Origin of the sequence: Citrobacter sp. Cu096, from assembly GCF_030332285.1 — a bacterium.
GTDB lineage: Bacteria > Pseudomonadota > Gammaproteobacteria > Enterobacterales > Enterobacteriaceae > Citrobacter > Citrobacter meridianamericanus.
On record NZ_JAOWID010000030.1, the window covers coordinates 229,476 to 250,652 of the forward strand.

General features: G+C 43.7%; 22 protein-coding genes. 3 read left to right on the forward strand and 19 right to left on the reverse strand.

Features of this window, described 5'->3' with window-relative positions:
- Positions 1-190: 190 nt before the first annotated feature.
- From OGX99_RS15420 to hdeA, 12 genes are all read right to left on the reverse strand, one after another.
- Positions 191-841 (reverse strand): MgtC/SapB family protein, encoded by a 651-nt coding sequence (locus OGX99_RS15420; RefSeq protein WP_286544130.1) that lies wholly within the window; start codon positions 839-841, stop codon positions 191-193.
- A gap of 18 nt (positions 842-859) precedes the next feature.
- Positions 860-1,852, reverse strand: a complete 993-nt coding sequence (gene yut, locus OGX99_RS15425) for an urea transporter (RefSeq protein WP_151217698.1) — start codon at positions 1,850-1,852, stop codon at positions 860-862.
- 34 nt (positions 1,853-1,886) lie between these two features.
- Positions 1,887-2,837 (reverse strand): urease accessory protein UreD, encoded by a 951-nt coding sequence (locus tag OGX99_RS15430; RefSeq protein WP_286544132.1) that lies wholly within the window; start codon positions 2,835-2,837, stop codon positions 1,887-1,889.
- Positions 2,812-3,471 carry an urease accessory protein UreG gene (gene ureG, locus OGX99_RS15435; RefSeq protein WP_286544134.1) on the reverse strand — a complete coding sequence of 220 codons (660 nt, stop codon included), beginning with the start codon at positions 3,469-3,471 and terminating at the stop codon, positions 2,812-2,814. The genes OGX99_RS15430 and ureG overlap by 26 nt, the downstream gene beginning before the upstream one ends.
- Before the next feature lie 12 nt (positions 3,472-3,483).
- The gene (locus OGX99_RS15440; protein WP_187253501.1) at positions 3,484-4,185 is read right to left on the reverse strand and encodes an urease accessory protein UreF; all 702 of its coding nucleotides are present in this window, start codon (positions 4,183-4,185) and stop codon (positions 3,484-3,486) included.
- A gap of 19 nt (positions 4,186-4,204) precedes the next feature.
- A complete protein-coding gene (locus OGX99_RS15445; RefSeq protein WP_151217538.1) occupies positions 4,205-4,768 on the reverse strand; it encodes an urease accessory protein UreE in 564 nt (187 codons plus the stop codon).
- A 13-nt stretch (positions 4,769-4,781) separates the two neighbouring features.
- Positions 4,782-6,500: an urease subunit alpha gene (locus tag OGX99_RS15450; RefSeq protein WP_286544137.1), complete on the reverse strand. Its 1,719-nt coding sequence runs from the start codon at positions 6,498-6,500 to the stop codon at positions 4,782-4,784.
- Positions 6,501-6,509: 9 nt separating this feature from the next.
- Positions 6,510-6,938 (reverse strand): urease subunit beta, encoded by a 429-nt coding sequence (locus OGX99_RS15455; protein ID WP_151224796.1) that lies wholly within the window; start codon positions 6,936-6,938, stop codon positions 6,510-6,512.
- Between the two features lie 18 nt (positions 6,939-6,956).
- A complete protein-coding gene (locus OGX99_RS15460) occupies positions 6,957-7,259 on the reverse strand; it encodes an urease subunit gamma (protein WP_286544139.1) in 303 nt (100 codons plus the stop codon).
- 3 nt (positions 7,260-7,262) lie between these two features.
- Positions 7,263-8,522 (reverse strand): ammonium transporter, encoded by a 1,260-nt coding sequence (locus OGX99_RS15465; protein WP_187253499.1) that lies wholly within the window; start codon positions 8,520-8,522, stop codon positions 7,263-7,265.
- A gap of 95 nt (positions 8,523-8,617) precedes the next feature.
- The gene (gene hdeB, locus OGX99_RS15470; RefSeq protein ID WP_370619936.1) at positions 8,618-8,908 is read right to left on the reverse strand and encodes an acid-activated periplasmic chaperone HdeB; all 291 of its coding nucleotides are present in this window, start codon (positions 8,906-8,908) and stop codon (positions 8,618-8,620) included.
- 109 nt (positions 8,909-9,017) lie between these two features.
- Positions 9,018-9,332: an acid-activated periplasmic chaperone HdeA gene (hdeA, locus tag OGX99_RS15475; protein ID WP_057102354.1), complete on the reverse strand. Its 315-nt coding sequence runs from the start codon at positions 9,330-9,332 to the stop codon at positions 9,018-9,020.
- 262 nt (positions 9,333-9,594) lie between these two features.
- Here hdeA and OGX99_RS15480 point away from each other — a divergent pair, with 262 nt between their 5' ends.
- Positions 9,595-10,164 (forward strand): HdeD family acid-resistance protein, encoded by a 570-nt coding sequence (locus tag OGX99_RS15480; protein ID WP_187253498.1) that lies wholly within the window; start codon positions 9,595-9,597, stop codon positions 10,162-10,164.
- A gap of 215 nt (positions 10,165-10,379) precedes the next feature.
- On the opposite strand, the gene OGX99_RS15485 is transcribed toward OGX99_RS15480, so the two are convergent.
- The 6 genes from OGX99_RS15485 to OGX99_RS15510 all read right to left on the reverse strand — a co-directional run bounded on the left by OGX99_RS15485 (position 10,380) and on the right by OGX99_RS15510 (position 17,185).
- Complete coding sequence (locus tag OGX99_RS15485) at positions 10,380-13,499, reverse strand: efflux RND transporter permease subunit (protein WP_286544144.1); 3,120 nt, start codon at positions 13,497-13,499, stop codon at positions 10,380-10,382.
- Positions 13,500-13,523: 24 nt separating this feature from the next.
- Entirely contained in the window at positions 13,524-14,678 is a 1,155-nt protein-coding gene (locus OGX99_RS15490) for an efflux RND transporter periplasmic adaptor subunit (RefSeq protein ID WP_080975634.1), read from the reverse strand.
- 36 nt (positions 14,679-14,714) lie between these two features.
- Complete coding sequence (gene crcB / locus OGX99_RS15495) at positions 14,715-15,104, reverse strand: fluoride efflux transporter CrcB (protein ID WP_088903225.1); 390 nt, start codon at positions 15,102-15,104, stop codon at positions 14,715-14,717.
- A gap of 48 nt (positions 15,105-15,152) precedes the next feature.
- Positions 15,153-15,683 carry a helix-turn-helix transcriptional regulator gene (locus tag OGX99_RS15500; protein WP_187253495.1) on the reverse strand — a complete coding sequence of 177 codons (531 nt, stop codon included), beginning with the start codon at positions 15,681-15,683 and terminating at the stop codon, positions 15,153-15,155.
- A 530-nt stretch (positions 15,684-16,213) separates the two neighbouring features.
- Positions 16,214-16,807 (reverse strand): Slp family lipoprotein, encoded by a 594-nt coding sequence (locus OGX99_RS15505; protein WP_151217523.1) that lies wholly within the window; start codon positions 16,805-16,807, stop codon positions 16,214-16,216.
- Between the two features lie 123 nt (positions 16,808-16,930).
- Positions 16,931-17,185, reverse strand: coding sequence for a YdgH/BhsA/McbA family protein (locus OGX99_RS15510; protein WP_151217521.1), 255 nt, complete (start codon positions 17,183-17,185; stop codon positions 16,931-16,933).
- Between the two features lie 519 nt (positions 17,186-17,704).
- Here OGX99_RS15510 and OGX99_RS15515 point away from each other — a divergent pair.
- Complete coding sequence (locus OGX99_RS15515) at positions 17,705-19,603, forward strand: methyl-accepting chemotaxis protein (RefSeq protein ID WP_286544147.1); 1,899 nt, start codon at positions 17,705-17,707, stop codon at positions 19,601-19,603.
- 124 nt (positions 19,604-19,727) lie between these two features.
- Here OGX99_RS15515 and OGX99_RS15520 read toward each other — a convergent pair whose 3' ends face one another.
- On the reverse strand, positions 19,728-20,120 hold the full coding sequence (locus tag OGX99_RS15520; protein ID WP_286544150.1) for a DUF1062 domain-containing protein: 393 nt from the start codon (positions 20,118-20,120) through the stop codon (positions 19,728-19,730).
- Positions 20,121-20,258: 138 nt separating this feature from the next.
- Between OGX99_RS15520 and OGX99_RS15525 the strand changes: the two genes are divergently transcribed.
- Positions 20,259-20,888 (forward strand): ECs1377 family protein, encoded by a 630-nt coding sequence (locus OGX99_RS15525; protein WP_286544153.1) that lies wholly within the window; start codon positions 20,259-20,261, stop codon positions 20,886-20,888.
- Positions 20,889-21,177: the final 289 nt, after the last annotated feature.

A 21,177-nucleotide genomic window follows, 5' to 3' on the forward strand; every position in this document is an offset into this window, starting at 1 on the left:
AGGTATCGTAGGTCATTGTTCAAGACCAGAATTAAGTTGTTAAAGTGCAGAGGAGGGCAAATATTATATAACACAGTCTTCAAAATATGTAGCTCTTAGTTTAATAGTTAAATCCTATTTTCGATGTAGAAATAATTAATGATAAATAATGTTACTATCGCATTTAATATAATTAATATCTGAATAGTAGCTATACGACAGAAACCTCTTTAATAGCAGGGTTTTCTTTAAGTGAAGAAAGAATCTGATTCACCGAGGTTGCGTCCGTATACTCAATGTTTGCCGTGAGAACATGAGAGTCGGATGTATCATTAGCCAGTGAACGCAGTTGGATGCGATATCCCTGTTCATTAAGCGAGGTCAGAACAACTTGCGCAGTCCCGGCTGCAATACGCATACGTAGTTGTAGATGGCGATTTAAAAAGCGGTAGGTAAGCTGACGGAAAAACTCCAGCACAATGAGCGCCATAATCGTACCTATGATGCCAACTTCATACATTCCACTGCCGATAACCAAACCTATTGCTGCGGTGACCCACACATCCGCAGCTGTTGTTAATCCTCTGATGGTTTGTTTTTGTACCAGAATATTCCCCGCACCGAGAAATCCTACGCCAGTGACAACCTGAGCTGCGATTCTGCTGGGATCTAATCCTATATGGATATGTTCAATAACATCATAGAAACCGTATTTAGAAACGATCATGAACATGGCACTGCCAATACCAATCAAGATATGTGTGCGTACACCTGCTTCTTTAGCGCGAATTTGACGCTCCAGACCAATTACGCCGCCGAGCAGACTGGCTAATATAAGTCGGAAAAGAAATTCTTCAGTCATAATGATTCTCTCATTGATTCAGGAGTGACGATGCTCTGGCATAAATTCTTTATTCGGCACCAGGAATAACCATGATGAAATAACAAATGGCATGGTTAATGTTGGTATACCAAAAGGCATTAAAAGCACATTCATGGCAGCCTGAATAAAAACTGTAAAAATGATACCTGAGATAGTATAAATAAATACTCGCCAGCCAGGTTGATTAAATACTGTACCCAGGGCAACTGATGTCAACACGGCACTAAAGGCATACAGTCCTGTAGAAATGTCATGAGCATTAGCACCCAGATAATACGCAAGCAGTGTCGCGATTAGAGAGCCGACGATGGCATAGCAGGCGCATACAACAGATTCTACTGCCAGACCTGCAATGAAGAATAAACTAGCAAGAATCCCTGGAAACAAAAATACCTGTGATATCCCATGTAGGGTGCCGTCGATAAAAAAGCTAAGAGAGTAATCGCCAGGCGTTGTTGGGATATAATGTTGGGATAACTCTGGGGAGGGTAAACCCGAACCATAGATATTATGAAATGCATAGCTGGCCAGTAGAATGACCCATGTTGTTAGCACAAACGGCGCTGTTAACGCAGCAACTTTCCACGTTTTTAAAATATCGGCAATGCAAACCGTAGCAATAACTGATACGACACTACCAACGATCAGGCAGAACCACATTAACGGCGTTGCAGTGATAAACACAGGAATAGCAATGCCGACCAGACAGCCATTATAACTATAGAGGCCATCCCGCCAACCTTTTACATCATGAGTTATGGCTCCCGTAATTGAAGCCAGGACAGTTCCAATTACGCACCCCCATGCAGCCAATGGATTATTATTGCTATAAGCAGCGATAAATATAGCAATAAAAAACAATAACCCAGTGATGGGATTGTTTTGAAACATTACCTGAGCACAACCACGTAATGATATATCAATAATTTTGAGAATGTAGTGCTTATCAATATTATTTTTCCATAATACTGGGATTGAGTGTGTTATCATCATTATTTACCAGCGTAAAAGTAATAAGGAGGTATTATTGTTTCCAGATAAATGGGGGCGGTAACTCTGCATTCAGAACGACTTTTCTGGTCATGGCCCACACTTTACGGATATGTTTTTTAATAATACTACTGTCATTAGATAATATCTTAAATATAAGGCCGGATTCGGCGGGAAGTGTTGACATTCCGTAGCAACAATCTTTGCCATAATAAGCTTTGAAGGCCGCCTGAATGGATGATATGTTTTCTGCTGGAGTTAATATAAAAATAGTGCCGATAATTTGAAAACCTCCCATTACCCCGAGTTCAGTCATGGGATGCTCCTTGGGTTTCAGTACAATCTGTTCTTTGAAAACAATATTTCCAGACTCATCTTTTGCAGATACTGTTGAGGAATAATAATCAAAACCATTTAGCTCGTTTTCATGATGGTAACGACGTCCCGGTATAATGACTTCGGAATAAATAAGTGTTGCGTTTCTTTTATAATCGATGACGGTATCGTTAACAAATCTTGCATTGCGATGTAGGATTAAAGGATCGGGTAGGTATTCCAGATAGGAGTTATCGTGTAGTTGGATGAATTGAATCTGCGCTCCATAGTTTTTATCCATCGAGTGTACTTTGGTTGCTGATTGAGTGTTAACGCTGGCGAAAGCATTTTCACCCACGTTGATGGATAACACCATGCGATCCCCCTGCAGCACACAGCCTGAAGTCGATATCATGGTCACGCAGGGAAGATCCGGCAGTGCCTCATCATGATACAATGCCTTTTGCGCAAATAATGGGGTTCGCTTTTCCATACGATGAAGAATGCTTTTTCTCCCGGTACGCGTAAAACCCAGGTACAAAAAACCATCTTTTCCGATTGCCCCACTGGGCATTTGCTCCGGCTCCTGACGATACTCTATGGGGATTTGCGTGTCCCAACGTTTCCGGCTCTTCTCTACCTGGTCATTTATAGTCTGTGAATGCGTCATCTTGTTTTCCTTCAATAGTGTGACCAAATAAAAAATCGCGTTCAATCATGTCCACAAGCTGCTCAATACCTTCGCCTGTTTTACAGTTAGTTAAAATATAAGGGCGATTGTTTCTGACATAACGGGTATCCGCTTCCATTACTTCCAGACTGGCACCTACATAGGGCGCTAGATCAATTTTATTGATGATTAAAATATCAGCCTGAACCAGGCCTGGGCCATTTTTACGTGGGATTTTTTCACCTTCAGCTACGTCAATGACATAAATATAAAAATCAGCCAATGCAGGACTGAAAGTGAGGGTAAGGTTATCGCCACCGCTTTCAATCATAATTAAATCGCTATCCGGGAATTTATATTCCATTTCTTCCACAGCAGCAATATTCATACTGGGATCTTCGCGCACAGCAGTGTGTGGACATGCCCCAGTTTCAACGCCAATGATTTTTTCTTCTGCTAATATTCCTTTTAGTGTTCTTTTAACCTGCTTTGCATCCTCCGTTGTGACAACATCATTGGTCACAATCAGAGGTTTATATCCCCGACGAATAAGAACAGGAGTAATAACCTCAATAATGGCCGTTTTTCCTGAACCTACGGGACCACCAATGCCAATTCGGGTAATTTTTTTCATTTCTAACCTCAGTTAATTCATAAATAAACGTACATGGGCATCGACATGAACAGCAGCCAGAATGTCGATCACCGGAGAAAAAGAAGACATTTCTTCCGGTCGGGTGTTGAGCGCCATTTCAGCGTAATCAGGAAAAAGTGACGTGACTTCGGCCAGAATTTTTTGGCTATCCAGATGCGTGATCCGCATCAGTCTTTGCGCGGCACTGAGAATAGTCATTGCTACGCCATAAAAATGCATGGCCAGCATCGCATCTTCATCAAGATCCAAATGGCTCATGAGTAGCCCATGGGAAACAGGGTAGGTGCCAATAACCGTTCCCTGGCGAATTTGCTCAAGCCACCAGTTAAATACCGGATCATGGTAAATAGCTGTCGAAAGCTCAGTTAATTTTTTCCCCATTCTTTGGGTCATCACTCGGGATTCTGGTGATAGTTTTCTACTGATCACATCCTTATCAATTGAGATAAGGTCATTTAACCTGTTACTGCGGCAGGCGCGCAGGGTTTGTATTTGTGCGACAGCATCGCACTTAGCGGCCTGCAATAAGGCGGTACAAACATATTGTTTGAGGGTTTGCCGATCGTAGACAATACCGCAAGAAATGGCAGATTCAACTCCACAGGAAAAGGTAAATGCCCCAACAGGAAGAACTGAATCGCCAAATTGCAGTATCCGAGCGATATTAAGTAACCTATGTGAACTCTCTTGCATGATCGGCAACCTCATTACATTAGTGGTCAATGTGTACATGCGTATGTGCTTCTTCCGCGCCACCAAAAAGAAGTCGGGATTCAGACGGCGTTAAGAGCGGGATGACTTTTTCACCTTCCGTAAAATAGTATTGCCCTTCAATGTAACCATGAGATTTCATGACTGAAGCCAACATTTTGTCGGCTACAACAATAGGAATAAAAACACAGTATCCTTTTATAACAGCTTTCCAGTGCTGATTTCCTAAGGCGTGACCTAGTTCAAACGCTCGAGTCAGAAGGTCGGTGATTTTCTCCACGCCAAACAATCCTAGATCGACAACCATCACGCGTCGTAGCTGTATTTTTACCGTAAGTAAATATCGATTGGTTTTATCATACAAAAGAATATCACCATCATTAAGACGGATATGACGATCAAGCGATAAACCAATATCGTAGCCGAGTTGACTTTTTTTACGGCAACGGCTTTTTTGTGCTTCCCATTGCTCCAGTATCAGTACATCATGGTTGATACCTTCAGTGGATAGATCAGGTTCGCCGCAGGAATTTATATTTCCGAGGGTTTTTTCGATTAAATACATAACAGCTTTCCTTTTAACCAAAGAAATATTTTTGATTCATAACGGCAGTTTGAATAGGCTGGCAGGTTGCATGCACACCATCAACTTTTACGGCAAATGTTTCTGGGTTCACATCAATATGTGGGGTTGCATTATTTCTGATAAGGTCATGTTTGCTAATGCTACGACAGTTATTAACTGCAACCACCTGTTTCTCAAGTCCGGCCTTTTCTTTAACGCCATCCTCAAGGGCAGCCTGCGATACGAAGGTAATGCAAGTATCCTGCAACGTTTTTCCCATGGCACCAAACATTGGACGATAAAAAACGGGCTGAGGAGTAGGCAGAGAAGCGTTAGGATCACCCATTAAAGACCAGTTAATCATTCCCCCTTTAATAATAAGTTTCGGCTTGGCCCCAAAAAATTGAGGTTCCCAGAGTACAAGGTCAGCCATTTTACCCACTTCAACAGAACCAAGAATATGGCTAACACCTTGTGTAATAGCTGGGTTAATCGTAATTTTGGCAACGTATCGTAGAACGCGGAAATTGTCATTGTTCGGATTGTCTTCCGGTAATTTCCCGCGTGCGACTTTCATCGCATGCGCAGTTTGCACCAGGCGCAACCAGTTTTCTCCCACGCGACCCATTGCCTGAGAATCGCTGGAGAACATGGATATAACGCCCATATCATGAAGAATGTTTTCTGCTGCAATCGTCTCAGGACGAACGCGGCTTTCTGCAAATGAAACATCGGCAGCAACGTTAGGATTCAGGTTATGGCATACCATAATCATATCGAACAGTTCTGCCTGGCTGTTAATGCCAAACGGTAATGTTGGATTGGTCGAGCTCGGCAGGACGTTTGGTTGGCTTGCGACCTTGATAATATCCGGGGCATGACCACCGCCAGCGCCTTCTGTATGAAAGGTGTGAATTGTCCTTCCTTCAAAGGCTGCAATCGTATTCTCAACATATCCGGCTTCATTGAGGCTGTCAGTGTGTACGGAGACCTGAATATCCATATCATCTGCGGTGCGCAAGGCGTGGCGGAGCGAGTTAGGCGTGGCACCCCAGTCCTCATGCACTTTTAGCCCAACGGCACCGGCAATAATTTGCTCTTCGAGTGGGGCTTTACTGTAGGCATTGCCTTTGCCCAGCAGGCCAATATTGACTGGAATACCTTCCCATGCCCGTAGCATGGCGCGCATATTCTTAGGCCCAGCGGTCACTGTAGTGCCATTAGTGCCATCAGTCGGTCCAATTCCTCCGCCGAAAAAGGTGGTGATACCGTTAGACAATGCGGCATAAGCTTGCTGGGGAGAGATCAGATGAATATGGGAGTCGATACCTGCCGCAGTCAGAATCAAATGCTCACCTGAAATGGCATCGGTACTAAGCCCGACCGTCATCCCTGGCGTGATACCAGACATGATTGCAGGGTTACCGCTTTTACCAATACCCGATATTAATCCATCCTTAATACCAACATCTGCTTTAATAACCCCAAGTTTGGCATCCACTATCGTGACATTGGTAATGACCAGATCGAGAACGCCCTGGTCGCGGGAACACTGATTATTAGCCCCCATACCATCGCGTAACGATTTTCCACCGCCATATACCGCTTCATCACCATAACCACGTAGATCTTGTTCGATTTCAATATATAAATCAGTTTCACCTAAACGAATTTTATCACCGGTCGTTGGACCAAACAGACTGGCATATTCCTTTCTGGATATTGTTGGCATAAAAGGTCCTCAGCTAGGATTGTTAGACATTTTGAAACCGGCTTGCCGGGCGTTATCAATGAGTGCTTTTAACTTTATTGGATCGTTGATCACTTCAGCGAGTTGTTTACCGGTCATGTCAACAAGGTTATTAAAACCAAAAATATCGTTATCACCGCTATAGGGAATAAGTTCTATTTCTATCTCATCACCGGGTTCAAAGCGTATCGCTGTTGTGGCAGTAATATTTAAGCGTTTACCCAGTGCGCTTTCACGATCAAACTCCAGTTCTTTATTAACTTCGAAGAAATGGAAGTGTGATCCTACCTGCACCGGCCGATCCCCTGTATTTTTGACACGTACTTTGGTTACAGGTTTTTCTGTATTAAATGAAATAGGGGAGGCATCTAAAAGGTAGCCACCATAGGGTACATTTTCTGTTTCTTTGTTCTGCGACATAGTCTATTTCTCCTGCTCTTAACGAATAGGATCGTGCACGGTTACCAGTCTGCTGCCATCGGTGAAAATAGCTTCAACCTGTATTTGTGGGATAAGGTCAGCGACGCCCTCCATGACGTCATCTTTAGTCAAAATATCTCTAGATTTATTCATGACCGTTTCCAGATCATTACCTTCTCTGGCACATTCCATGGCCGTTGACGCAATAATAGAAACGGCTTCCGGATAATTAAGTTTAATTCCTTTTTCTTTCCGACTTTGAGCCACGCTGGCAAGTGAGTAAATCATTATTTTCTCTATTTCTCTGGGGCTAAGTTTCATAAATTACTCCTTACCTGAAGGGGTATAGGCATCTTCGCCAAATGCTGAATAATCAGGAGATTGGCGGGCGTCATTGGTTGAAATTCGTACCGGGGTAAATTTGTTAATTATCCATAAAATCAGAAGGGTAAAAATAAAAGACCATATGCTGGTAATAAGTACAGCGGCGAGTTGTTTTGCAACTTGCAAAATGCCACCACCTTCAAGCAAACCTGAAGGTCCTTTGTTATTCCATGCCTGTGATGCGAAAACACCAAGCAGGATTGAGCCAGTAATTCCTCCCATACCATGTACGCCAAAAACGTCCAACGCATCATCGACATACTTTTTAACGAACAGTGCGCAGTAGTAGCAGACAAAACCGGCAACAACACCAATTAATGCGGCGGATTGAATTGAAACATACCCTGCAGCAGGAGTTATGGTGGCGAGGCCTGCGACGGCTCCTGTCAGGAAGCCAACAAACTTTGGTTTACCGGTATGCATTTTCTCAATGAATAGCCATGTCGCACCGGCAAAAGCAGCAGCAATGTCGGTGGTAACAAACGCAGAGACAGTAATTGTGTTAACCTGTAATTCAGAGCCTGCATTAAAGCCATACCAGCCAAACCACAGTAACCCCGCACCCAGAGCAATATAAGGAATGTTGTGGCTACCATCAGGCTGAATGACTCGACGCCCGACGTATAAAGCGGAAGCAAGCGCAGCGAAACCTGCTGTCGCGTGGACGACAATACCACCGGCAAAATCAACCACTCCCCATTTAGCCATCACGCCCTGTGGACTCCAGACCATATGCACAAACGGGCAGTAAACGAATAATGTCCAAAGGGTAATAAAAATCAGGTACGCCTTGAATTTCACCCGTCCGACAAATGCGCCAGTGATTAGCGCCGGAGTGATAATGGCAAACATCATTTGGTAAACAAAATGTACCAGGATGGGGATCCCTGCATCATTGCCGGTGAACAGCGTGTTCGCATTGATATTTTGTAAAAACGCATAGTGAAGCGGATTGCCAATAATGCCATTGAGGCTGGGACCGAAGGCCAGGGAATAACCCACGGCAAACCATAATATGGCTACCCAGCTCATAGAGACAAAACTCTGAAACATAATGGTAAGTATGCCTTTACGCTGGACTAAACCACCGTAAAAAAAAGCAAGCCCCGGTGTCATTAACATGACCAGACTGGTGCATAACAGCATAAATGCTGTATTCGCTGGATCCAGTATTTGAAATTGTACAGGTAATATTCCCATATACCCTGTGCCCCTTGCTTAAGGTTTATAAAAAGATGTGACTTGGCTATTTTCCATACAAAAGATAAATTACTACTTAATTTATTAATGGATAATTACTTGTCTTTGAATGAATATAATTTTGATTGTGGGTTGTGTTTACAATATTCAATGACTTGCGGGATGCTGGTAAGGTCTGTTTCATTCAGAGAAACAGAATCACCACCCTTATAAACCGTTTCTTCATTGAGCATCCACCATGCAACTGGAAGCATGGCCTTAGGATTCAGATTGATAAACTCCTGACAGGTCATTTTATCAGGACTGTTGTCTGCCGCATGCGTAACAGGGACGTTTAGCATAAATAAGGATAACAGGGGAGTAAGTGTGATAAGTGCGCGTTTCATATATAACCTCATGGTGTCTTTAATACAATTAATTTACTGAAGCGGGAACTGCTGGGGTACAGTTCTCGCTTCAGTGATATCAATAAAAAAATTACTGGTGTTGGTTTAATTACAGATCTTTTTTGATTTTGTCCCACTCACTGTCAGCTTTTTTCTTAAAATTGGCTTTTTTATCCTGCATACATGCCTGCACCAGTGCAGGGGTCACTGTTTCAACCCCTTTAACATCCAGTACCGCGTCTTCTGGTTTGTCCTTTTTATTCAACGCTTCGGCAAAGCCAACCACTGTGGGTTGGAATGTGGTATCTGTGGCAAGAAAATCTTCACACGTCCATTGACTGACGGGTTTGTGATTTTCTGCCGCCTGACCCAGAGCAGGGATCATGAGTAGGGAGCCAACGATCATGCTTAATGTTTTATTCATCTAACGTACCTCGTGTATCAATTAATATCTATGGGTGAAAAGTCTGATTGCGACATTAAATATATATCCTGGAACAGCGTGGATGTCATATTTTGAATTGAATGGGGTTTTTAATATGTTCAATATTTTCTTTTGTTATTAGATAGTTGTAAGGCGTTTAAGAAGAAATCATCGGACTATATTATTAATGACGTAGTATTTATTGATGATATTTAGAATAAATTAATGTTGTCAGTAGTACTCTGACTTACAGGAGAAACAAATGTTAAATGTAACACGAGATATTCTATCTAAGCTTGACGATGATGTGCTGGTCAAACAGCGGCGGTTTCTTAAGTTCTTGGCATGCCTGATGTTCTTGGGTGGGGTGCTTTTTATCCTTTTCCCTTATGTGTCTGGAGGCGTGCTCAGTATCATTGTTGGCGGGATTTTGATGTGCAGTGGTGTAGCGTTAGCAGTGGGTATGTTTAAAAACAGGGTGCATAATTTTTGGCCAGTTGTTTCTGGGGTAGTCGTCAGTATTGCATATTTTTTGATGGGGTATTTTTTTATTACTGCACCCGAATTAGGTGTTTTTGCAATTGCAACTTTTTTGGCATGTTTATTTTGTTTTGGTGGGGTTATCCGACTGACTACCTTTTTTAAGCACAGAAAAGAGAAAAAGGTATGGTTACAGGGAGTTATCGGTATATTGGATCTCTTTATCGCATGGTGTTTTATTACTGCCACTCCACAGGCATCAATTTATATGGTATCAATGGTGACGGGAATTGAACTTATGCTGAGCGGTATTAGTTGCGCATATATTGCTAATCAATTTCGTAAAACCTGAAACTGAGTAGTTAGCTGTTACTATTATCTGGCCACTGGTAGTGGGGTCATTACATAAAAAAAACTGCCCTTGCGGGCAGTTAAAATCGGAAGCATACCAAATGTTTTCTCAGGGGATCAGTCTGCACTGATACCGGGATTATCGTAAACACTCTTGCGATATGTTGCAAAACCTCCAGTACGTATTTTTAATAAATAAATCCTAACTAACATTGTTTATTTTCTTATCGCTATTTTTGTAAAAAAGCGATGTACAACAATAAAGAATACGGGAACAAAGAATATCGCCAGGACCGTTGCGGCAATCATTCCGCCCATCACGCCTGTGCCTACTGCGTTTTGTGCGCCTGAACCCGCGCCGTTGCTAATGACTAATGGAAGCACACCAAGAATGAATGCCAAAGAGGTCATCAGAATCGGTCTTAAGCGCATTCTGGCTGCGTCTAATGTCGCTTCAATATCGCTTTTACCCTGTTTTTGCATAATTTCAACGGCAAATTCTACAATCAAAATCGCGTTTTTAGCCGATAACCCAATTGTTGTCAGTAGACCGACCTGAAAATAGACATCGTTGGATAACCCACGCAACCAGGTCGCTGATAAGGCGCCAACAACGCCAAGTGGAACAACCAGAATTACGGCAAAGGGAATTGACCAGCTTTCATAGAGCGCTGCCAGACACAGAAAAACAACGACGATTGAAATAAGGTACAGCATAGGGGCCTGGTCGGTGGATAAACGCTCCTGGTACGACATTCCTGTCCAGTCATATCCGATGCCAGCTGGCAGTTTTTCGATGAGTGAGACCATAAATGCCATGGCATCTCCGGTGCTTTTTCCCGGTGCGGCTTCGCCAAGAATCTCCATTGAAGGAGAGCCGTTATAGCGTTCAAGACGCGGTGAACCATAAGTCCAATCTGTATAGGCAAATGCGCTAAACGGTACCATGTCCCCAGAAGCGTTACGGACATACCAGCTATCAATACTTTCCGGAAGCATGCGATAAGGAATGGCTGCCTGTACGAAGACCTTTTTGACGCGTCCATTATCCAGGAAGTCGTTAACGTAGCTGCTACCAAAAGCGGTTGAGATCGTCTGATTTATATCGTTGAGAGATACGCCCATAGATTCTGCTTTTGCCGCATTGACATGCACCCGAAACATGGGCGTATCTTCCAGTCCATTGGGGCGAACGCCGACCACCTGTTCGGGATGCTGTTTTGCCATACCGAGGAGCTGATTTCTTGCCTGAGTGAGCTTTTGGTGACCCAGGTTGGCTTTATCTATAAGTTCCAGATCAAAACCTGAGGCCGTGCCAAGTTCCGGGACGGCGGGTAAATTGAAGGGATAAACAATAGCCTGATTTATTGTAGCCAGACCTCTGGTGGCACGTTGAATGATCGCATTAATACCATCGGCACTTGCCGTGCGTTCAGACCAGGGTTTCAGGCTTACAAAGGCCAACCCGTTGTTCTGACCTTGCCCGCTAAATCCAAAACCGCTGACAGTAAAGACTGATTCCACATTACTTTTTTCTTGTGTCAGGTAATAGTGGCTGACGTCTTCAAGTACTTTATTAGTTTTAACCAGCGTAGCACCCGGCGGCAGTTGGGCCATGGTCAGCAAAACGCCCTGATCCTCCTCAGGTAAAAATGAGGTCGGAATGCGTAGAAACAGTAGCGCCATGGCAATAATGATCAGTAAATACAGAATCATATATCGAGAAGTGACTCGCAGAATCTTGCGCGTACTGTCGCTGTAATGCTGGGTAAAACGCTCAAAGTGCTGGTTAAACAGTGTGAAAAAACGAGGTGCAGAATGGGAGGTATCATGATGCGCTGGTTTGAGCAGCGTGGCACATAATGCGGGCGTTAACGATAATGCGGTTAATAAAGAAAGCGCCATGGCGGCGACAATCGTTACTGAGAATTGCCGGTATATCTCTCCGGTAGAACCGCCGAGTAACGCCATCGGTACAAATACAGCCGACAGGACCAGCACAATCCCCAACAGCGCCCCTTGTATTTGTGACATTGATTTATGCGTAGCTTCTTTGGGGGAAAGGTGTTCCTCTGCAATCACGCGCTCAACATTTTCCACCACCACAATAGCATCATCAACGAGCAGACCAATGGCCAGGACAAGGCCAAACATTGTCAGAGTATTGATGGTAAAGCCAGCAACGGAGAGAACGGCAAATGTGCCTAGTATGACAACCGGGACTGCTATTGTTGGAATAAGTGTTGCCCGAAAATTTTGTAAGAATAAATACATAACAATGAAAACTAAAACAATGGCCTCAACCAGCGTTTTAACGACTTCTTGTATGGATATCTTAATGAAGGGCGTTGTGTCATAGGGATAGACGGTTTTGAGACCTGGCGGGAACCAGGGCGAAAGCCGGGCTATTTCCTCTTTGACTAACTTTGCGGTATCCAGGGCATTGGCACCTGTGGCCAACTTAATCGCAATCCCTGCTGCAGGGTTCCCATTGTATTTTGCTACAGTGCCATAACTTTCAGCACCCAGTTCAATGTGAGCAACGTCGTTCAATGTAACGTGTGAGCCATCTTGTTGAACTTTCAGTAGAATATTTCCAAACTCCTGTGTATTTTGTAATCGGGTCTGGACGATAATTGAAGCATTCAACTGCTGGTTATTTGCCTGCGGTGCGCCGCCTAACTGTCCTCCCGATATTTGATTATTCTGTATTTTGACTTTCTGAATGACATCCTGAGGGACAAGCTGATATTGGTTGAGTTTGACCGGATCAAGCCAAATTCGCATGGCATGCTGTGAACCAAATAGTTGAATGCTGCCCACCCCTGCGATTCTGCTAAGCGGATCTTTGATATTGGACGCAACATAGTCGGCAATATCGTACTGGTTAAGCGCCCCATCCTCTGAAATAAATGCGGCAACCAGTAAAATATTGCTGCTGGCTTTATCAACACTAATGCCTTGCTGTTGTACTTGCTGCGGTAATGACGGCATCGCCAACTGTAATTTATTCTGCACCTGTACCTGAGCGATATCCGGGTTGGTCCCCGACTCGAACGTGAGGGTCAGGGCGGCATTGCCAGAGGCGTCGCTGGTTGAGGACATATACATTAATCCATCCAGACCATTCATATTCTGTTCAATAATCTGCGTCACCGAGTTTTGTACAGTCTGTGCATCGGCTCCTGGGTATGATGCGCTGATAGTTACCGCTGGTGGGGCAATGTTGGGGTATTGAGCAATGGGCAACTGAGTAATAGCAATGACGCCGCTTAACATCATGATAATAGCAAGAACCCAGGCGAAGACCGGGCGCTCAATAAAAAAATTAGCCATAGAAAAAACTCCTGTTACCCGGCCTTACTGAGGTAAAGGGGGATTTGAATCTAAAGGGGAGGGGAGAGCATGAGCTTTAATGCCAGGCCGAATCTGTTGGAGCCCAGAAATAATGACCCTATCGCCAGGGTGCAAACCGGAAGTTACCAGCCACTTATCTCCTATTGCTTTAGTGGCAATAATTTCACGCGACTGGACGATGTTTTCCGGATCAAGAATAAGCGTTGTGGCTTTGCCGCTGGCATTGCGAGTTACCGCTTCTTGTGGAACCAACAATACATTGCGCTGGATACCCTCACTGAGCACAGCAGTAACGTACATGCCAGGTAATAGCGTGTTATCTGGATTAGGAAAAATTGCTCTGAGCGTAACAGACCCCGTTGTTTCATCCACTGTGAGGTCGGAAAACTGTAATTTCCCTGTGTGAGCATATTGCTTACCGTTATCAAACTCTAATATGGCCGTTGCCTGGCCCTGGCTTTGCTCTATTATGCCTTGCTCCATATCTGTTTTTAGCCGGAGAAAATCATTGGCGGACTGGGTAACATCCACGTATATAGGATCAAGACGTTGAACTGTGACCAGTGCTTGCCCCTGATTGGCGGTGACAAGTGCGCCGATGGTGACAGTTGATTTGCCGCTTAATCCACTCAGCGGCGAGGTGACGCTGGCATAGTTCAGGTTGATTCTGGCACTTTCAACCGCCGCTTTCGCCACTTGCAGGTTTGCCTGCGCTTCCTTCGCGTTAGTCTGGGCCTCGTCGTAGTCTTGTTGGCTGACATAATGTGATTTAAGCAGTGACGTAAAACGATTCAACGTTAAGCGGCTGTTATCTGCTGCTGATTGAGCCTTAGCCAGACTTCCCTTCGCCCGATCCAGTTCTACCAGTAAAGGGGCAGGGTCAATCTGGTACAGCGGTTCTCCGGCATTAACCGTGCTGCCTTCTTTAAACTGACGGCTGAGAATAATCCCCCCAACCTGCGGACGTATCTCAGCAACTTCATAAGGTACAATTCGCCCGGGTAATTTACTGGTGATATTCACGGATTCTTCTTTAAGCGTAATAATACCGACATCCGGTATTACGGTATGTGGCGGGGCATTCTTACTATCATCACACCCCACAACGAATAGAATATTAACCAGGCCAATTACCGCAAATTTTCTTTTTATCTGCATTATATCCCTCACATATACGTTACGAAGGTTTACGGTTCATCGGTACCAATAGGTAATAAATGACGCAATTAAGAAGCCGGTATACACGGCGAGTAAGGAGAACAGCACGTGAACCGCAATTTCAGTACCGGCCCAAATGTAATCTTCATTTTGCAAATGCGAAAATACCTCCTCTGAAAAAGTAGAGAATGTCGATAAACCACCACATAGCCCTGTGGTGACCATCAGCTTCACTGCCGGAGAAAATGATGTTAGTCGGGTAAAAAAAACTGTAGCAAATCCAATAATAAATCCGGCAATTATATTTGAAACGAGCGTTCCGGGGGGTAATAAAGGGAATAGTGCATTCAATCGCTGGGAAATGCCCCAACGTAAAGCACTACCGACACCACCACCAACCATAATGGCAATTAAAGATGCGAGCATAAAACCTTCTTTTCTAATGGATGTTTTTGAATGTCAATCACTTGTATGCTAAAAATAAGGTGATATCTTCAGGGTAACAAGATCGCTTATTCTTCTAAGTTTTAGCTTGAGCATGATATTAAATTTTTGAATGCGCATTGTTTGCTCTGAAATGTTCAGGGACTGAGTGATTTCATGTATGTTATGTTGGTTAATTATGGAGTTGACAAGTTTAAGTTGGTTGTGCGAGAGTGCCACGTTAGGTTTTTGATATGAAATTTTTTCATCTATGATGAGGGAGAGTAAATTTAATATCTGCTCTTTTCTGCTTACGAACAGTAAAGGCGACTGGCTTTTTAATTTGCTAATGTGAAAGGGAGCCAGGATGATGATCCTTTCAACATTGATGTCATTGAGTAGCTTGACCGTAGTTTCATCAATAATATTATTATGATAAGTGTCAATAATGATTTTTACATCGTGATCCAGATCATTAAAGTTAATGTCTGAAAGTTGATTGATTTTGATGGTTTTTTCCTTTTCCTGTAGGTTAAAAACACCCTGGAAAAGGAAAAAATCCTTTGTGATAATGAAAATCATAAAAATGCTCCTTTGGTGCAGATGTCTAGTTATAATGTTTGTAGAAAACAGAGTTTTAACATTGGTGATCGAGTTTGATGTGTAGGGGTAATTATCCCGTGTTATGCTTAGATAATAATATAAACATAATCTATTTTTATGATTTATCCAGAGATGTACCTATATAATAATCCTAAGTAAAATTCTTAATCCTGAAAAATATATAGTTTTTTGTTTTTAGTATGAGAATAATCCTGGTGTTACAAATACTCCTTAGGTATTACTATGAGATATTATGTTTTATCTTATCCAGGATTAATTTATATAAGAGTAACTTGTTGTGTATCTGCCAGAGTATTAGGATTACTATGTCACTTGTATTGGTGACAAACTCGAGACTCCTTTACAGACTTTTGCTGGCGATGGATTCGCCAGCTTTTTTTATTCATCTTTAACAAGATAATTAATGGATGATTACTGATAATGCCCGGAAACGTGGGCCATCCAGGCATTGAATGGAGACGAGGTTATGAAGGGGGAGGTACCGAAACTTAAGGAGATAGCGTCTTTTCCACTTGCAGCGGCGGATCGTACCATCCCCAGCCAGGATACATCATACCATTCCAGTCGGCAGGCCAAACGGGTCCAATACCGTAATCAAAACCCGGTGCTGGCATAATACGTGTTTCTTCCTGCCATACCTGATACCCAAGAATATTCATTGTAACAAATGGGTAACTGGAATTACCGACCCGACCAGAACGGCTCCCGGTCAGGTTACCCAAAACGGTAACATAGTGATTGCGGAAATTAACAGGGTCGAGAAAAGTTGAACTCCGGGCTAATAATCGTCCTTGATATGGTGTCCCGATTTCTGGTTTCGCATTATAATTAAGCGGTAGTACCGCTATTTCGAGCAACGTTTCATGCGGTTGGTTAACGACATTGATAACCAGTCCACCCAGTCGCGCTTGCTGTCCTACATAGAGATTGGGAGTTTGCTTCAGTTTTAGAAAATCTTTCTGCAGGTCTGGTTGGCCATTACCTTTAATTGATGAAGGAATGGAGGTACAGCCTGATAGCAAGAGTGTCATCGCGCAGAAGGCGATATACGTCAGTTTTCCAGAGATATAAATTCTGGGCATATTATCTCCTTAAATAAATTCAACGAAAAACAATAATTACATGCAATTACTTGACTCTCCTGTTTAGGGAGGGTCAAGTAATCATGGCGGTGCAGATTGGTAATGACTTATTTCTATTATGGTTTATTTATAAATATCAGCATTGATCGTTTTGTGTTCCGATTGCCCTTCAATTGAGGTAATTACATAGTATTTGCCACCCTTTTCATCCACCTTTTTGCTGAGCCCGTCATCTGTCATTGTAAAGCCGTCTTCAGTTACGCTAAGTTCTCCTATTTTTGTATATTTGCTGGCTTGCTCTGGTGAGATTTGTTCAGCGGCATATGCTGAAAATGCTAATGCTGAACCTAACAGTGCAATAATACTGAGTTTTTTCATAAGTTTATTCTCTTATAGATTAGTGATAAGCAATAATTATGTTAGATAACTTATTTTTTAATTCAATATAAATGTTGTTCGGATTTGCCAATAGTAATTCATTATGCTAATAATTAGTTGATTTGAATGTATTTTTCTCTTGTTGAATATTTAATATAATAATCTTAATGCAGAATGATAATAGCACTTTGCAAAGTGTATTGTGTATTGCATCAATTAAATTACTGCTCTTTTGATCATTGGTTAAGGGAACACGAGATAAACCGGATGTCTGTGCCTGTATCGAACGGATAACCGCGCAACAAGAATAAAATAATAATCTATATTACTCTCAATGCTGATATATAATTTTGCATCATCCACATAAATCAAACATTAATTCTGATCAATATAGTCCAATAGAGGTATGCTGGTGAATATTAGGCCTAAAAACAATCACTTGCCTCATAGGGGATTTTAAAGAGAGGCTGTTTGATGCCGATAACCATGATGAAAATATGGTTAATGGAGGGATGTGACATGTGGTGGGTTTATCGAATGCCGATGAAAATGAAGTTAATTATCGCGCTACAACCACTGTTATTGGCGTTATGTTGGTTTGCAGGTTCGGGAATATTGGCGCGTATAGAAACAGAACGACAGATGGAGAATATTGCCCAGCTAACAGCGCTTGCACGAAGTGCTGGAAATGTGGTGCATGAATTGCAAAAAGAACGCGGAATGAGCGTCGGATTTCTGGGGGCTAAAGGGAAGACGTTTAAAGATGAATTAAACGTACAGCGGGCTTTAACCGATCGCGAGATCGAGGTCTTTGTGCGTACACTGTCCGATACTGCTTTGCCTGAAGGGGATGTCGCTGCTTCTGTTGCCACGTTTAAGAAAAACATTCTATCCCTAGCCACCATCCGGGAAAACGTCACGCAATTAGGTCTTCCGGCATCCGATGTGGTTACGTTTTATACTAATGTCATTGCTGATGTGTTGAGTTTTGTGGGCCGACTGGGGCAGTTGACGGATTCAGGCGAGATGGCGAACGCATTTGCCGCCTACTACAACTTGCTGAATTTAAAAGAACAAGCAGGTATTGAACGCGCGTTGTTGTCAAATATCTTTTCTTCCGGTCATTTTGCCGTAGGGCAGTTACATCAACTCAGTGATGTCGTCAGTAAACAGAATGTCTGGTTGGCACAATCGTTACGCCTGAGCACACCTGAACAGGCGGCCATGTTGCAAAGCCGCCTGCAGTCACCAGAAGCGTCAAAAGCGCTCTCATTGCGCGAAATCGCGTTTAACCATGCAGTGAATGGTGGATTTGATGTCGATCCTACCGTCTGGTTTAAGGTACAAACCCAGCGTATTGAAGTGATGCGGCAGATAGAAAATGTCACGGCGAATCTTCTGTTGGCGAATGCGGAAAAACTTGCACAGGACGCACGAAAAAACTGGCAAACGTATATGGTTGTCAGCATGTTAGCATTACTGGCATCACTGACGTTCGCTGGGGCAATCGCAATCAATATGCATCGTCAATTCAGTGAAACGCTACGCAAGATTGCGGGCATGAACGGCGATCTGACTCAACGACTGTCGACCCCGGGGAAAGATGAGCTTTCGTCACTTAATCGCGCCTACAACACGATGCTGGAAAGTATTCAGCATATAGTCCAGGAGATTAAACAAGGCTCCGTAGTTTTGTCTGATGCCAGCAGCAGTATTACGGCGGGTAATCAGGATCTTGCCCAACGTACAGATGAACAGGCTGCATCAATCGTACAGGCTGTAGCCAGCATGGAACAACTATCTACCTCGATAACGCAAACGGCGGATAATGCCCGGGACGCAGAGCATCTGACAGTCAGGTTGGAAAAAGAGGTTCGGCAGGCCAGTTACGTCGCCAGCGCGGCAAATCAAAGTATGGGAGATATTCGCGCTTCCAGTGAGAAAATCTCGAATATTGTGACGTCAATTGACGATATTTCGTTTCAGACTAACTTGCTGGCGCTGAATGCCGCAGTGGAAGCTGCTCGCGCAGGAGAGATGGGGAGGGGATTTGCGGTCGTGGCCAGTGAGGTGCGGAATCTTTCGCAGCGTTGCGCCAAAGAAGCTAACCAGATCCGCGAGCTCGTTGCGCAAAATATGGTCAAAATCAGTGAGGGCGTTGAGCGGGTTACGGCATCAGCTACCGCGCTGGAAGCTGCGGCAGACAATACCACCAGTATGAAGCAATATATTGCGGATATTGCTCGCGTGGCGACGGAACAGTCGCAAGGAGTATCCCAGATAAACCTGGCATTACGGCCTATGGAGCAGGTCACGCAGCAAAACGCGGCGTTGGTTTCTCAGGCCGCGAGCGACAGCCAGCGCCTGGACAATCTGTCGGTGACTATGAAGGATTTAGTTAACCGTTTTGTGGTTTGACATGACACCGTTTAACCGACCCAGACAACATCCCGGGCCGGTTAAATCTCACAATCTTATTGTGAGCTTCATACTGTTAACGTTGGCCCAGAACAACTTTTCGCCGAGCATATAATGTGACTGCTTACAGCTGAAAATCCAAATATCCTGTCATTCGTTTTCGGGATTTGAGTTCTTTCATCGTAATACCACTAATATGGCCTTCATCTATCAGTTTCTTTATCTTCGCGGTGCTGAGTAAAAGCTGGCGCTTCAAGATCGATAGCACACTAATCTGAAAAGAGTGGGAAAGTCTGATGGTTACGGTGACTTTCTGGCCGGTTTTGATGCTGACCTGCCACTGTTCCTGAATACGAAAATCAGGTTTACCTGCAAGTTCAGCCTTGTTACGGCTCAGGGTCGCTTTATCATTGGCAAAATAGTGAACCGTACTGGCATCGTTGGTGATAAATCGATGAAACAATGAATCTTGCGAGATTACCAGTGTGGCAGCCTTTAAGTATATGAGTTCAATCAATATTCATTATGTTGTCACGGTTGAAGTCACTGCGGATGCCGGGCACTCTGGTGACTTCTACCAGCAGGCTTCCGGTTGCATTCTGTCGCTGGTAAAGTGAGCAACCCTTACCGATATTTGACCAGAAAGGAATTCCGTGTGACCGAACGTATTGATTATCAGACTGAAAAGTACAGCTTTACTGAGGCTGCTGAGAGTTCTCGTCTTACCGGTCAGTGGGCTGATGTTATTGCTGAATGTCGGGAAATGAAGGCAGGTTCGGAAGAGCGTCTGCGTATTGCTTTATTGAATGTGGACTATGTGACCAGCTTTGAGCTGCCCTTTCGCTTGTTGCTACTCCGCACCCCGCAACTGATCGCCAGCGTGCGTGATGAGCTACAGCTTAGCCAGAAAAACGTCCTCTTTAACGGCAAACGCTTTGGCTGCGTATACAGTCTGAAAGCGAGCCTTGGCGGAATACCGGATGAATTCCAATACCGTCTCTCGCATCGTATCCGGCGCATTGATCCCACAGGCTTAAACGAAGCGCCGTATCAGCAGATTGCTAAAGTAGTGAAAGCACCGCGTGAACGTCTGAAGCTGGCGCTGGAATCGGGTCTTGATGTCACTGCTCTGGATGGACTCTTCTGGTTTGGCAGCCAACGTATTGCTGCTGATGTACTGAGGCTAAGAAAAGCAGGGATGCGGATAGCTACAGGACAGAAGAGTGTGTCCGATAACCTGACTGCAACCGTGAGAAACGTGCCGTTTTATCGCCTGGCTAATTAATGAATGAACATGAGCGACTTGTCTGACAGACCCTTTCCAGGGGGGCTGCAGAGTACTTAGGTATAGACATTAAAAGTTATGGCTCATCTCAAAAGCATATTAAATATATGATAAATAATGATATTAATGTATGCAGGCTATGAGTGTCATTGTGATCTGAGGGCAAAATTGCCTTGCTTTACTGGATCTACGCACTACTGCTAACCCTGCGATGACGCACCGTTTTACTTTTTGGACATAGTAATAGGCGATGTCGTAATTCATCAAACCGTCCCACTCTGATGTTGGT

Bases quoted from the DNA above. Each gene is read 5' to 3' on its own strand.
- hdeB (WP_370619936.1), bottom strand. From the start codon at position 8,908: ATGAAACGCGCACTTATCACACTTACTCCCCTGTTATCCTTATTTATG.
- crcB (WP_088903225.1), bottom strand. From the start codon at position 15,104: ATGCTCGCATCTTTAATTGCCATTATGGTTGGTGGTGGTGTCGGTAGT.
- OGX99_RS15510 (WP_151217521.1), bottom strand. From the start codon at position 17,185: ATGAAAAAACTCAGTATTATTGCACTGTTAGGTTCAGCATTAGCATTT.
- yut (WP_151217698.1), bottom strand. From the start codon at position 1,852: ATGATAACACACTCAATCCCAGTATTATGGAAAAATAATATTGATAAG.
- OGX99_RS15465 (WP_187253499.1), bottom strand. From the start codon at position 8,522: ATGGGAATATTACCTGTACAATTTCAAATACTGGATCCAGCGAATACA.
- OGX99_RS15455 (WP_151224796.1), bottom strand. From the start codon at position 6,938: ATGTCGCAGAACAAAGAAACAGAAAATGTACCCTATGGTGGCTACCTT.
- OGX99_RS15485 (WP_286544144.1), bottom strand. From the start codon at position 13,499: ATGGCTAATTTTTTTATTGAGCGCCCGGTCTTCGCCTGGGTTCTTGCT.
- OGX99_RS15440 (WP_187253501.1), bottom strand. From the start codon at position 4,185: ATGCAAGAGAGTTCACATAGGTTACTTAATATCGCTCGGATACTGCAA.
- OGX99_RS15515 (WP_286544147.1), top strand. From the start codon at position 17,705: ATGTGGTGGGTTTATCGAATGCCGATGAAAATGAAGTTAATTATCGCG.
- OGX99_RS15460 (WP_286544139.1), bottom strand. From the start codon at position 7,259: ATGAAACTTAGCCCCAGAGAAATAGAGAAAATAATGATTTACTCACTT.
- OGX99_RS15490 (WP_080975634.1), bottom strand. From the start codon at position 14,678: ATGCAGATAAAAAGAAAATTTGCGGTAATTGGCCTGGTTAATATTCTA.
- OGX99_RS15430 (WP_286544132.1), bottom strand. From the start codon at position 2,837: ATGACGCATTCACAGACTATAAATGACCAGGTAGAGAAGAGCCGGAAA.
- OGX99_RS15480 (WP_187253498.1), top strand. From the start codon at position 9,595: ATGTTAAATGTAACACGAGATATTCTATCTAAGCTTGACGATGATGTG.
- OGX99_RS15420 (WP_286544130.1), bottom strand. From the start codon at position 841: ATGACTGAAGAATTTCTTTTCCGACTTATATTAGCCAGTCTGCTCGGC.
- ureG (WP_286544134.1), bottom strand. From the start codon at position 3,471: ATGAAAAAAATTACCCGAATTGGCATTGGTGGTCCCGTAGGTTCAGGA.
- OGX99_RS15505 (WP_151217523.1), bottom strand. From the start codon at position 16,807: ATGCCCAGAATTTATATCTCTGGAAAACTGACGTATATCGCCTTCTGC.
- OGX99_RS15450 (WP_286544137.1), bottom strand. From the start codon at position 6,500: ATGCCAACAATATCCAGAAAGGAATATGCCAGTCTGTTTGGTCCAACG.
- hdeA (WP_057102354.1), bottom strand. From the start codon at position 9,332: ATGAATAAAACATTAAGCATGATCGTTGGCTCCCTACTCATGATCCCT.
- OGX99_RS15500 (WP_187253495.1), bottom strand. From the start codon at position 15,683: ATGATTTTCATTATCACAAAGGATTTTTTCCTTTTCCAGGGTGTTTTT.
- OGX99_RS15445 (WP_151217538.1), bottom strand. From the start codon at position 4,768: ATGTATTTAATCGAAAAAACCCTCGGAAATATAAATTCCTGCGGCGAA.